This is a genomic window from Streptomyces sp. NPDC093546 (assembly GCF_044765045.1).
Lineage (GTDB): Bacteria > Actinomycetota > Actinomycetes > Streptomycetales > Streptomycetaceae > Streptomyces.
In genome coordinates this window covers 17724-28879 of record NZ_JBIWJG010000008.1, presented here as the reverse complement: position 1 = coordinate 28879, position 11156 = coordinate 17724, and the positions used below count along the sequence as shown (strand labels likewise).

14 protein-coding genes are annotated in these 11156 nt (G+C 72.7%); 5 read left to right on the top strand and 9 right to left on the bottom strand.

What is annotated here, in order from left to right; all coding sequences use genetic code 11:
- Positions 1-19 precede the first annotated feature (19 nt).
- Positions 20-343: a hypothetical protein gene (locus ACIRNI_RS19250; RefSeq protein ID WP_403552580.1), complete on the top strand. Its 324-nt coding sequence runs from the start codon at positions 20-22 to the stop codon at positions 341-343.
- Between the two features lie 88 nt (positions 344-431).
- Here the strand turns inward: ACIRNI_RS19250 and ACIRNI_RS19245 are convergent, their stop codons facing one another.
- Positions 432-1355 (bottom strand): LLM class F420-dependent oxidoreductase, encoded by a 924-nt coding sequence (locus ACIRNI_RS19245; RefSeq protein ID WP_403552579.1) that lies wholly within the window; start codon positions 1353-1355, stop codon positions 432-434.
- 170 nt (positions 1356-1525) lie between these two features.
- Between ACIRNI_RS19245 and ACIRNI_RS19240 the strand changes: the two genes are divergently transcribed.
- Positions 1526-1705 (top strand): hypothetical protein, encoded by a 180-nt coding sequence (locus tag ACIRNI_RS19240; RefSeq protein ID WP_403552578.1) that lies wholly within the window; start codon positions 1526-1528, stop codon positions 1703-1705.
- Positions 1706-1739: 34 nt separating this feature from the next.
- On the opposite strand, the gene ACIRNI_RS19235 is transcribed toward ACIRNI_RS19240, so the two are convergent.
- The 4 genes from ACIRNI_RS19235 to ACIRNI_RS19220 all read right to left on the bottom strand — a co-directional run bounded on the left by ACIRNI_RS19235 (position 1740) and on the right by ACIRNI_RS19220 (position 4461).
- The gene (locus ACIRNI_RS19235; RefSeq protein WP_403552577.1) at positions 1740-2342 is read right to left on the bottom strand and encodes a DUF6099 family protein; all 603 of its coding nucleotides are present in this window, start codon (positions 2340-2342) and stop codon (positions 1740-1742) included.
- Positions 2343-2467: 125 nt separating this feature from the next.
- Positions 2468-2836 carry a nucleotide pyrophosphohydrolase gene (locus ACIRNI_RS19230; protein ID WP_403552576.1) on the bottom strand — a complete coding sequence of 123 codons (369 nt, stop codon included), beginning with the start codon at positions 2834-2836 and terminating at the stop codon, positions 2468-2470.
- A complete protein-coding gene (locus ACIRNI_RS19225; protein WP_403552575.1) occupies positions 2833-4005 on the bottom strand; it encodes an ATP-binding protein in 1173 nt (390 codons plus the stop codon). Before ACIRNI_RS19225 ends, ACIRNI_RS19230 begins: the two co-directional genes overlap by 4 nt.
- A 54-nt stretch (positions 4006-4059) precedes the next feature.
- Entirely contained in the window at positions 4060-4461 is a 402-nt protein-coding gene (locus ACIRNI_RS19220) for a cell division protein SepF (protein WP_355364334.1), read from the bottom strand.
- A 98-nt stretch (positions 4462-4559) separates the two neighbouring features.
- Here ACIRNI_RS19220 and ACIRNI_RS19215 point away from each other — a divergent pair, with 98 nt between their 5' ends.
- The gene (locus ACIRNI_RS19215) at positions 4560-7256 is read left to right on the top strand and encodes a SpoIIE family protein phosphatase (RefSeq protein ID WP_403552574.1); all 2697 of its coding nucleotides are present in this window, start codon (positions 4560-4562) and stop codon (positions 7254-7256) included.
- Between the two features lie 49 nt (positions 7257-7305).
- On the opposite strand, the gene ACIRNI_RS19210 is transcribed toward ACIRNI_RS19215, so the two are convergent.
- Together ACIRNI_RS19210 and ACIRNI_RS19205 are read right to left on the bottom strand one after the other, a co-directional pair.
- Positions 7306-7554, bottom strand: coding sequence for a hypothetical protein (locus ACIRNI_RS19210; protein ID WP_403552573.1), 249 nt, complete (start codon positions 7552-7554; stop codon positions 7306-7308).
- 53 nt (positions 7555-7607) lie between these two features.
- Positions 7608-7931, bottom strand: a complete 324-nt coding sequence (locus ACIRNI_RS19205; protein ID WP_355364343.1) for a hypothetical protein — start codon at positions 7929-7931, stop codon at positions 7608-7610.
- A 286-nt stretch (positions 7932-8217) separates the two neighbouring features.
- Between ACIRNI_RS19205 and ACIRNI_RS19200 the strand changes: the two genes are divergently transcribed.
- On the top strand, positions 8218-9021 hold the full coding sequence (locus tag ACIRNI_RS19200; RefSeq protein WP_403552572.1) for an ABC transporter permease: 804 nt from the start codon (positions 8218-8220) through the stop codon (positions 9019-9021).
- Positions 9022-9023: 2 nt separating this feature from the next.
- Positions 9024-9782 carry an ABC transporter ATP-binding protein gene (locus tag ACIRNI_RS19195; RefSeq protein WP_403552571.1) on the top strand — a complete coding sequence of 253 codons (759 nt, stop codon included), beginning with the start codon at positions 9024-9026 and terminating at the stop codon, positions 9780-9782.
- Positions 9783-9854: 72 nt separating this feature from the next.
- Here the strand turns inward: ACIRNI_RS19195 and ACIRNI_RS19190 are convergent, their stop codons facing one another.
- Entirely contained in the window at positions 9855-10598 is a 744-nt protein-coding gene (locus ACIRNI_RS19190) for a helix-turn-helix transcriptional regulator (RefSeq protein WP_403552570.1), read from the bottom strand.
- A 110-nt stretch (positions 10599-10708) separates the two neighbouring features.
- Entirely contained in the window at positions 10709-11152 is a 444-nt protein-coding gene (locus ACIRNI_RS19185) for a DUF2511 domain-containing protein (RefSeq protein WP_403552569.1), read from the bottom strand.
- Positions 11153-11156: the final 4 nt, after the last annotated feature.

The following is an 11156-nucleotide window of genomic DNA, read 5'->3' as shown; positions in this document are numbered from 1 at the left end:
CGAGGGCGGGGAGGCATCAGTGAGGGTACGGCGCGTCGACTTCGGCGTAACGGCGCTGTTCGCCGCGGTGTATGGGGCTGCCTTGTTCCTCGTGGTGACGAGCTTCACCGTGGAGCCGGGCGGTTGCGGCGGGCGCTTCCGGGAGGCCTGCTCCGGCGAGGCGTACTGGCGCTTCGGCGTCGGCTTCGGTCTCGTCTTCCTGGTGGCGCCCGTCCTGTACAAGGTGGTACCGAACATCCCCCTCGAGGAGGGTGTCGGCAGGACGGCGGCTGTCGCCGCCATGGTGGTGGGCGCACTGGCTGGTATCGCCCTCACCATGGTGGCGATCCGCGCGATGACCTGAGGCGGGTGACCCGAGACGGGGTCCTCGTGGACCGAGTGATCCGCGAAGGGCCCCGGCCCGGCGGCCCCGCCCCCTCCGGTGCGGCGGCTCAGTCCAGCTGCGACTGCACCTGCGACGAGATCAGCTCCAGGTGGTCCAGGTCCGTCAGATCCAGGAGCTGGAGGTAGACCCGCGACGTGCCCAGCGTCGCGTAGCGGCCGATCTTGTCGACGACTTCGGCGGGCGAGCCCGCGAGGCCGTTCGCCTTCAGTTCGTCCACGTCCCGGCCGATGGCGGCCGCGCGGCGGGCGACCTCGGCGTCGTCCTTGCCGACGCAGACGACCAGCGCGTTGGAGTACACGAGGTCGTCCGGGCGGCGGCCGAACTCCTCCGCGGCCGCCCGGACCCGGCCGAACTGCTCCCGCGTGGCCTCCAGCGAGGCGAACGGGATGTTGAACTCGTCGGCGTACCTCGCGGCCAGCCGCGGGGTACGCGTGGCGCCGTGGCCGCCGATCAGCACCGGCACCTTCGCCTGGGCGGGCTTGGGCAGGGCGGGCGAGTCGGTCAACTGGTAGTACCTCCCCTCGTACGAGAACGTCTTGCCGGCCTCCGTCTCCCACAGGCCCGTCACGATGGCCAGCTGCTCCTCCAGGCGCCCGAACTTCTCCTTCGGGAAGGGGATGCCGTACGCCTGGTGCTCCTCCTCGAACCAGCCGGCGCCCAGCCCGAGCTCGACGCGGCCGCCCGACATCTGGTCGACCTGCGCGACCTGGATCGCGAGCACGCCCGGCAGCCGGAAGGTCGCGGCGGTCATCAGCGTGCCGAGGCGGATCCGCTTGGTCTCCCGGGCCAGGCCGGCCAACGTGATCCAGGCGTCGGTCGGCCCGGGCAGGCCGTCCACGGACCCCATGCGCAGATAGTGGTCCGAGCGGAAGAAGGCGTCGAAGCCGAGGTCCTCGGTCGCCTTGGCGACGGTCAACAGGGTGTCGTAGCTCGCCCCTTGCTGGGGCTCGGTGAAGATGCGGAGATCCATGCCCCCATCCTGCCCGTTCGAACGGACGTCATTTCGCGGGCTCGCCCGGGTGAAGATCCACGAACCCGGTGACTCGCCGCCCGCACCCGTCGTTGGCTCGGCTGGAGCCGGACCGCCCGGCCCGCGTGCCGGCGGCAGCTGTCGGCACGTCGTTGCCGAGGAGGCCCCTCATGTCCCAGGAAGCAATGCCCGATCACCAGGGCGCCGGCGCCCCCAAGGGTCTGCTTCAGCAGATGGAGGAGTTGATGGCGGCGCTCACCGCCGACCTCTCGCAGCTCGACGCCGACCTCCAGGGCTCGGCCGACCGCGGCCGCACCGCCGGCGAGGCCGTTCCCGAGCAACCCGCCTGACGCGCCGTCCCACGTCCCGGTGGCGCACGCCCGGTCACGACGGACCCGCCACCGAGTCCACCGAGTCCGCAGAGCCCTCCGCGTCCGTCAGGTCCGTCAGGTCCGTCAGGTCCGTCAGGTCCGTCGACAGATCGGCCGACAGGTCGGTCAGCTCCTTGAGTTCCTTCAGCTCCGGCGGTTCGGGCGGTCTGCCCGACTGCCGCGCGGTGAGTCTGCGCAGCATCACGCGCACCCGGTCGCTCGACTCGTCGGCGGCGTCGATCGCCTCGATGCACTGCCAGTACAGCCCCTCCTCGTCGGTGGCGCAGGCGACGCCGACGAGCGCCATACCCACCTCGCCCAGCAGCGCGCCCAGCGCCCGTAACGTGCCCCGCACATCGGAGACCTCCGTCAGGCGGGCGGCTCGCACGCCTCCGCCGCGCAGCCCCGGATGGTCGGGCACGGTGCCACCGCGCCCGCCGATCTCGCTGAGCCCCCGCGCGTCGTTGCGCAGCTCCAGCGGCCCGAACAGCGCCAGGTGCCGGCCGATGGCCTGCGCGAGCGCCTGTGCCTGCCACGCCTCCGCCACGATGTCGAGCGCCACCCGGCTCTCCGCCAGCCCACCCCGACCCGCCACAATCAGTCGTTCCGCATCCATCCGGGCCGCCCCCGTTCGTACGTCTGTCCGCCCACTGGTTCACTACCCAGAGTGAGGCTGAACGGACCCAAAAGCCAGGGGAATTCGGAAATCTGTGGACAGCAAGCTCAGTGCGAATAACTCGGTCACTCCGGAGAGTGACGATCTCCTGATGCGGCGCTTCCCGGCGGCCGCCCCACCGGGAAGCGGAGCTCGTTCCGGTCGATCTTCGCGGAGAGCGCCGCCAGCGGGTCGACGCCCAGCACCCCGCAGAACTGCAGCAGGTAGGCGAGCACGTCCGCGACCTCGTCGGCGACCCGGTGCGCCGTCTCCGGCTCCTCCATCACCCGCGCCGCTTCCTCGGGCGTCAACCACTGGAAGATCTCCAGCAGTTCGGCGGCCTCGACGCTCAGCGCCGCGGCCAGGTTCTTCGGCGTGTGGTACGGCTGCCACGCGCGTGCCGCCGCGAACTGCGCCAGTCGGCGCTGCAGTTCTCGTACATCCGGTTCCGTCACGGCCCCAGGTCTACCACCGTCACCCCCTCCCGCCCGCGCACGGCCCCCGCCACCGCCTCACCGGCCGTTCCCACCAGCCGCATGTGGCCCTCCGCGCAGATCAGCGCGGCGAGCCCCACCAGTTCCCGCGCCTGTCGCGCGTCCAGGTCCCGGTCGAAGCCGTCCGCGAGGACGGTGAGGGTCTGCAGCGCTCCGGGCACCTCCACCGCCTGGTCGACGGCGAGCACCCGCGGCCCGGTGAGCAGGACCAGCGCGAGCGCCAGGTACCGCAACTCGCCGTCGCCGAGCCGCTCCAGCGGCGTGCCGCGACGCGACGCGCCGGCGCCCCGGTCGAGCACGGCGCGCACCCTGCCGTCCGCGAGCCGCTCCACGCCCACGTCCCGTACCGGCCCCGCGCATCCCGCACGGGCCGCGGCCGCCAGCCGGGCGTGGCGCCGCGCACAGTCGGCGCGCGTGCGGTGCAGCACCTCCGCGAGGTTCTCGCACCCGCGCCGCAACCGGCCGTCCCCCGGCTCCACCGGAGCCCGCATCCGGTCGGGCCGCGGCTCGCACGGGAAGACGGACCGCAGCGCCAGGACGACCTGCTCGGCGGCGGCCAGCACCCGCCGCTGCCCGTCCGTCCGCCCCGCCACCCGCAGCGGCAGCAGCGCCGTGCCGAGCAGGTCGTCGGGAAGTGATTCGCGGGTCACCCGCGCCTCCCGGGCACCCGGCGCCGGGCCCGCCGTGAGCCATTCGGCCCGCACGGTGCGCCGCCGCGGGTCGTGCGGCGCGGTGGCCAGCAGCACCCGCCCGTCGGCGTCCGTCAGCCGCTCGCTCACGATGCGGGGTTCCGGCTCCGCCTGCACGGTCAGATCGAGCCGTACGGGACCGGCCGGGCCGTCCGCCGTACAGCCGATGCGGAAGCCCCGCCTCCCCTGCGCGTCCGCCACCGCGCCCTCCGGTACGCAGCCGGCCGGGTCCGGGAACGCGCTGCCGACCGCCGCTCCCGCGCCGAGCAGCGCGAGTGCCTCGTACGCCTGGACCGCGCTGGACTTGCCGCTCCCGCTCGGGCCCGTGAAGAAGGTGACGGGACCGAGCGGGAGGACCGTCCCGCGGTGCGCTCTGAAGGCGGGCAGCCGCAGCTGCGTGAGGGCGGGGCGGGCCGGACGGGTGGCGTGGGCGGAGTCCATGGCCGGACCGTACGGTCACGGCCGCGCGCCGAACCGATTCACCCGGACGGGCTCCTACGAATGGGGGACGGCCGTCTCCGCCGCCGCGCCCTCGACCTCGGTCCCCACCGGCGCCAGCAGGAAGACGTTCCGGTCGACACGGTGCATGCCGCTGCCGAGCCCGAAGACGACGCCGCTGCTGAAGTCGAGGATCCGCTTGGCGACTTCGGTGTCCGCCCCGGTGAGGTCGAGCAGGACCGGGATCTGGGCGATGAGGTACTCGGCGACCTCACGCGCGTCCGCGAAGACCTGCACCCGCAGTACGACCATGCGGCGCTGCTCGGCGGCCTCGTAATCCTGCGGGATCGTCCGGTGGTCGATCCTGGACGGCCACTCGTTGCGCCCCCGAAGCGGGACGACCTGGGCCAGGCCCTCCCACTGTTCGTCGGTGACGTCGTACCTCTCGTACCTACTCATGGGCCCTATCCTCGCCCGCCTCACCCGTTCGGCCCAACTGCGACACTCGCCGTGTCCTGCCCGCGGGAGGCCCGAGAACCCGTATGAGAAAATGAGACATGGCCGGACCTTTCGGCCGCTTGCGCTCGCGCTTGAGCGCGCGTGCCGTCGCCAGCCAGGTGTTCGCCCTGCAGGCGGCGGTGGTGCTGCTGCTCGTCGTCGCCGTCGTGGTGGCGCTCCTGCTGCAGTCGCGCACCGACAGCGAGCGGGAAGCGCGTCAGCGCTCGGTCGCCGTGGCCGAGACCTTCGCGAGGGCTCCGGGCGTCGCCGCCGCCCTCACCGGACCCGACCCGTCCGCCGTCCTCCAGCCCCGCGCCGAACGGCTCCGCGAGGCGTCCGGCGTGGACTTCGTCGTCGTGATGTCGCCCGAGGGCACGCGCCTCACCCATCCGGACCCCGACCTGATCGGCGGACTGTACGCCGGCACCATCGCGCCCGCCGCGGCCGGCGGCACCGTGACGGAGACCGTCGACAGCGCCCTCGGACCCGCCGTCCAGCACGTCTCCCCCGTCACCGGCCCCGGCGGCCGGGTCGTGGGGCTCGTGGCGACCGGGATCACCATCGACCGCATCAGCGGCGTCGTCGAGCACCAGCTGCCCGTCGTCTTCGCCTCCGCGGCCGCCGCCCTCGCCCTCGCGACGGCCGGCGCCGCCCTGGTCAGCAGGCGGCTGCGGCACCAGACCCGCGGCCTCGGACCGGCCGAGATGGCCCGGATGTACGAACACCACGACGCCGTCCTGCACTCCGTACGCGAGGGCGTGCTCATCCTCGACGGCGGCCACCGGCTGCTGCTCGCCAACGACGAGGCACGCCGGCTGCTCGGTCTGCCCCCGGACGCGGAGGGCCGCCACGTCCGCGACCTGGGCGTCCACCCGGAGACGGCCCGGCTGCTGGACTCCGGGCGGCCCGCCACCGACGAGGTGCGCCCGGCCGGGGACCGGCTCCTCGCCGTCAGCCTGCGGTTGACCGGCGACCGCACCGGAGGGCCGCCCGGCGCCGTCGCCACCCTGCGGGACACCACGGAGCTCCGGCTGGTCACCGGCAGGGCCGACCGCACCCAGAGCCGCCTCGAGTTGCTGTACGACGCGGGCGTGGCGATCGGCACCAGCCTCGACGTCGTACGAACCTCCCAGGAGCTCGCCCGGTTCGCGGTACCCCGGTTCGCCGACTTCGTCACCGTCGACGTCCCCGAGCCCGTGCTGCGCGGTGGCGAGCCCGCGGACACCGGCTCCCTCCGGGAGATGCGCCGGGTCGCGTACCGCGGCATCGGGGACGACACACCGCTCCACCCCGCCGGCACCCTCATCCGGTTCCTGCCCGACACCCCGCAGGCGCGCGGCTTCGACACCGGCAGGGCCGTACTGGAGGCGGACATGACCGCCTTCCACGGCTGGCAGGCACAGGAACCGGACCGGGCCCGCCGGCTCGTCGCGTACGGCATCCACTCGATGATCGCCGCACCGCTGCGCGCCCGTGGCGTGATCATGGGCGTGGCCACCTTCTGGCGCGCCGACGCGCCCGAGCCCTTCGACGAGGGCGACGTGTCCCTCGCCGAGGAGCTGGTGGCCCGCGCGGCCGTCAGCATCGACAACGCCCGCCGCTACACCCGCGAACACGCCATGGCGGTCACCCTCCAGCGCAGCCTGCTGCCCCGCTCCCTGCCCGAGCACACCGCCCTGGAGCTCGCGCACCGCTACCTGCCCGCACAGGCCGGTCAGGGCGGACAGGGCGGCGTCGGCGGTGACTGGTTCGACGTCATCCCGCTGCCCGGGACGCGGGTCGGTCTCGTCGTCGGAGACGTGGTGGGGCACGGGATCCGGGCCGCCGCCACCATGGGGCGGCTGCGCACCGCGGTCCACAACTTCGCCGCCCTCGACCTGGCCCCCGACGAACTGCTCTGGCACATGGACGAACTGGTCGCCCGGATCGACCAGGACGACAGCGGGGACGGCGACGCGACGGCGATCACCGGGGCGACCTGCCTGTACGCCGTCTACGACCCGGTTTCGGGGGTGTGCACCATGGCCCGCGCCGGTCACGTCGAACCCGCGATCGTGTACCCCGACGGCCGCGCGGAGTTCCCCGGTCTGCCCACCGGGCCGCCCCTCGGCCTGGGCGGCCTGCCCTTCGAGAGGGCCGAGGTGCGCCTGCCCGAGGGCAGCAGTCTGGTCCTCTACACCGACGGGCTCCTGGAGGACCGCGACCGGGACCGCGACCTCGACGAGGGCCTCCGGCTGCTGCGTCGTACCCTCGCGCACCCGGGCCGGACGCCGGAGGAGACCTGCCGTGTGCTGCTGGACGCCCTGCTGCCCGAGCGGCCGCGCGACGACGTCGCGCTCGTGGTCGCCCGGACGCGGACGCTGGCCCCGGACCGTACCGCCACCTGGGACGTGCCCGCGGAGCCGGCCGCCGTGGGACGCGTGCGGGCGGAGGCCCGGCGGACGCTGGAGGCCTGGGGGCTGGCGGACGAGGTGTTCTCCACCGAGCTGGCCCTCGGCGAACTGGTCGCCAACGCCGTGCGCCACGCCGCCGCCCCGATCCGCGTACGCCTGATCCGCGACCGGGTGCTGGTCTGCGAGGTGTCCGACGGCAGCAGCACCGCCCCGCACCTGCGGTGGGCGGCGGAGACGGACGAGGGCGGGCGGGGACTGTTCTTGGTGTCCCAGATCGCGGAGCGCTGGGGCACCAGGTACACCGGGACGGGCAAGGTCGTCTGGGCGGAACAGCCGCTGCGCCGGCGGGCCTCGGCGACCTAGGGCGTCTCGCCGAGGGCCCTACTCGGGCGCCTCACTCGGGCCGAGACCCTCACTCGGGGCCGCGGTTCTCGGCCGCGGCCCGTTCGATGCGGGCCTGTTCGACGAGCTCCGCGTACGCCTCGGAGTCGTCGAGGTCCGACCCGTGCAGCAGCATCACCGACCACGGGACCGGGCACGGCGGCGCGTGGTCGGGGTCCGGGCACAGCAGCCTGGTGATGCGCTCCTTGACCTCTTCGGCCTGCTTCTCGGTGGCGTAGATACCCAGCCGTACTTCCCAGACACTCGAGTCCTCGGACATCGCACACCTGTTTCCGTGCAAGTTTCGTGCAAGCGAGAAAGGGACGTTCGACGCTACCAGACGCGCTTGGTGTCGCAGTGGCGCTTGTAGTGGCCCTGCGGGACGGGCACGTTGCGCTGGGCGTCGTGGATGGCCGCTTCCTTGCTGTTGCCCGTGCCGTCGGCGCGCTCGTACCCGACGACGTTGTTGTCGCTGATGCGGACGATCTGGCACTGGACCGTGGCGTGCCAGGTCTTCAGGACCTGGATTCCGCCGACCGGGGCCGGTGCCGCGGGGGCGGCGGGGGTCGCGGAGGCGGCCGGCGCGAGGAGGCCGCCGAGGGTGAGGGCGAGGGTGGCGGCCACCAGGGTGCGGTGGAGCGGGCGGAACGTCTTCATGGGTCCTCCCTGAGGAATGGTGGGACGAGGATCAGCCACGCCGGGGACCGGCCGACGGGGGATTCGGCCGGTCCGCGGCTCTACGACCCTCGCACTCCGGCACCGGCCCGTGCGCCCCTTGGCAGCGGGGTTGGCAGTCCCGTGTCAGCTGTCCGCCGGCTGCCAGCGGATCCCGTCCACGGTGGCAGCATTCCGCGTTCCCGACGGTGAACCGGACCGCGCGGCCACGCTACGTACAGGGCGTAACCGAAAGCGGCCAGGCCCACGCGGCCGGGTAGGAGAACCCATGGCGTACGACACGGCTGCCCCGCCCCTCGCGGGTCGGCGCGACAACCCCTCGCTGGTGACCGTGGTGGGCACCGAGCTCGCCCGCCACAAGCGGGGCTTCCTTCCCTGGTACCACCTTCTCGCGCCCGTGATCATCACGGTGCCGCTGTTCCTCGGCGCGCTCGGCTCCTCGGAGGCGAAGGCGGGCCAGACGTTCGAGGTCTTCCGGAACGTGACCCTGGAGTTCTGGGGCGTACTCGTGCCGATGACGGCGGGCCTGGCCGCGGCGCTGTCGGTCCGGGCCGACCAGGACGCCTGGCGGCTGCTGCTGTCGTACGGCGTGCCCCGCGGGCGGTACTTCGTGGGCAAGGTCGCCGCACTCGGCGTCCTCGGGTTCGTCTCCTCGACCGTGCTGCTGGTGATGCTCTCCCTCGGCGCGGCGGTCAGCGGACGGTTCCCGGGCGCCCTGGGGACGGTGGTCGCGGCGGTCTACCTGCCGTGGCTGGTGGGCCTGTCCATGACGGCGCTGGCGGTGCTCGTCGCGATGGTGTGGGGCATGGGCCCCAGCATCGGCGTGGGCGTGGCCGGGCTGCTGAGCGGGGCCCTCGTCTCGGACAAGGACTTCTGGTACGCGGTCCCCTTCGCTTGGCCCATGCGGGTCGTGCTGCCGCTCGCCGGGATCGGGCCCAACGGCGTACCGCTGCCCAAGGACAGTCCGGTGACGGCGATGTCGGCCATTCCGGTCGCCGTAATCCTCGCCTTCGCCCTGACCGCGATCCTGCTGGTCGTCGGCAGTCTGCACATGCGCCGTAAGGAGATCTGATCATGACCACGCCGACCACGCCTGCCGCAGCGGGCACCCCCGTCACGCCGGCGCCCGCGCTGCGCATTCGCGAGCTGCACAAGCACTACGGCTCCCACCGCGCCCTCGACGGTGTCGACCTCACCGTCAGGACGGGCGAGGTCTACGGCCTGCTCGGGCCCAACGGCGCCGGCAAGACGACCCTGATGAAGGCACTGCTGGGCCTCCAGCGGCCCACATCGGGATCCATCGAGATCTTCGGCAAGCCCGTTGGGCGGGAGTCGCTGGCCGATGTCGGCGCCCTGATCGAAGTACCGGGGCTGTGGCCGACACTGACCGGGGACGAAACCCTCAAGGTCCACGCCAAGCTGCGCTGCGTACCGGAGGAGTGGATCGAACCGGCGCTCAGCCTCGTCAAGATGACCGACGCGCGCAACCGGAGGGTCGGCGCCTACTCCCTCGGCATGCGGTGGCGGCTGGGCATCGCCGTCGCCCTGCTGGCCCGGCCGCGGCTCATCGTCCTCGACGAGCCGACCAACGGCCTCGACCCGGTCGGCATCCGCGAAATGCGCGGCATCATCCGGTCGCTGGCCGGCGAAGGCGTGGCCGTGCTCATCGCCAGCCACCAGCTCGCCGAAGTCGCCCAGGTCTGCGACCGGGTCCAAGTCCTGGCGGCAGGACGCACCCAGTACGAGGGACCGCTGGCGGGCCTCGCCGTCGACGGAGACGTGGAAGCCGGCTTCTTCCGGCTACTGGAACGCGCCGATGCGGGGATCCACTGACGACCAACCCGGTGACCGACACGACTGTTGAGCCCCGCCGACGCGAGCGTCACGGGGCCCAACAGCGAGGGATCAGCCCGCGCGGGCCGTCAGCGCCTGGCGGCCCGAGCCCAACACGGCGGCCATCGCCATCAGTTCGGCGCGGCCCGCGACCCCGAGATCGTCATACAGCCTGCGGATGCGGCGGTACATGGACCGCTCGGAGCAATAGTGGCGGCGGGCGATCTCCGACACGGTCATCGACGTGCACAGCATGCGCGCCAGCTCCAGGTCCCCCTCGCACAGAGCCGGCGGGTGCGACACGTGCTGATACGTCCTGGGACGGGCCGGCTCCTCAGGGTGGTGCTCGTCGTGGCTGCGGATGGCCTGGAGCCAGGGCGCGGCGGGTCCGGCCGGCTCAGCGGTGGGCTCTAGCCGGGTGGTGGTCATGCTGTGGGCCCTCAACTGCGCGTACAGCATGTCGATTTGACTTTCGGCCGGTATGGCGAGGTTGAGGACGAAGTTCGCACCGGAGCGGATGGCGTAGTAGGTGCGGTATCCCGAGACGTCGGTGGTGACGGCGATGAGCAGGGAGAGGGGGTGGCGTACGCGGATGGCGCGGAGGCCTTCGGCCTGGAACTCGCTGGTGACAGGTATCAGTACGGGCAGTTCGATGGCCTCGCCGGGTGCGGTGAGGTCGTCGTCGTCGACGAAGTCGACGCGGTCGAGGATGGTGCGGACTGTGCCGAGTGGGGCGTTCGGGGAGTCGAGGTGGGTTTGGAGGCCGGAGTGGGCGAGGACGTGAATGTCGCTGGTGTGTGTGGCGTGCGGGTGCAAGGGCGTGTCCCCCGTGGTCGTCCCGTGGTCATCGGTGGTCGGGCCGATGACCGGGTGCGTGGTGTTGCTGGTGGGTGCGCGTGCCCGGCCGTGTCACGTGCCGGGTTCGGTCACCGGGAGAATCGGCAGAGTTTCATGGTGGTGCTGAGGAGGGTGCCGAGGCTGACCTTGTCGCCGCCTTCGCCGGTGGCGCGTACGGCGTCGATGGTGCGGTAACCGGCCTTTTCAGCACGGTCGTTGAGCGCGTAGGTGGTGCCGTCGGGGGTGGTGAAGACGGCCTGCTCGCCTTTACGGCATTCGGCGGTGCCGTGGTCGACGGTGAGGGGCCACATGTAGCCGAGGTTCTTTTCGCTCATCTGCTGGCTGGCCGCTGTGGGGCTGGGCAGGGGGACGGGTTCTTTGGTGGCGGGGTCGGTGCGGCCGCCGCCTCCGCAGGCCGTGAGGCTGACGGTGAGCGTGAGGGTGAGGCCGCTGATGAGGACGGCCAGGCCGGTGTGGGTGCGGTGGCGGCTGTGGTTGCGGTTGTGGGTGTTGTGGGTGTGCGTTGTGTTCACGGGT

Coding starts and splice junctions, on each gene's coding strand:
- ACIRNI_RS19245 (WP_403552579.1), bottom strand. CDS start 1,355: ATGGATCTCCGCATCTTCACCGAGCCCCAGCAAGGGGCGAGCTACGAC.
- ACIRNI_RS19240 (WP_403552578.1), top strand. CDS start 1,526: ATGTCCCAGGAAGCAATGCCCGATCACCAGGGCGCCGGCGCCCCCAAG.
- ACIRNI_RS19235 (WP_403552577.1), bottom strand. CDS start 2,342: ATGGATGCGGAACGACTGATTGTGGCGGGTCGGGGTGGGCTGGCGGAG.
- ACIRNI_RS19225 (WP_403552575.1), bottom strand. CDS start 4,005: ATGGACTCCGCCCACGCCACCCGTCCGGCCCGCCCCGCCCTCACGCAG.
- ACIRNI_RS19220 (WP_355364334.1), bottom strand. CDS start 4,461: ATGAGTAGGTACGAGAGGTACGACGTCACCGACGAACAGTGGGAGGGC.
- ACIRNI_RS19215 (WP_403552574.1), top strand. CDS start 4,560: ATGGCCGGACCTTTCGGCCGCTTGCGCTCGCGCTTGAGCGCGCGTGCC.
- ACIRNI_RS19210 (WP_403552573.1), bottom strand. CDS start 7,554: ATGTCCGAGGACTCGAGTGTCTGGGAAGTACGGCTGGGTATCTACGCC.
- ACIRNI_RS19205 (WP_355364343.1), bottom strand. CDS start 7,931: ATGAAGACGTTCCGCCCGCTCCACCGCACCCTGGTGGCCGCCACCCTC.
- ACIRNI_RS19200 (WP_403552572.1), top strand. CDS start 8,218: ATGGCGTACGACACGGCTGCCCCGCCCCTCGCGGGTCGGCGCGACAAC.
- ACIRNI_RS19195 (WP_403552571.1), top strand. CDS start 9,024: ATGACCACGCCGACCACGCCTGCCGCAGCGGGCACCCCCGTCACGCCG.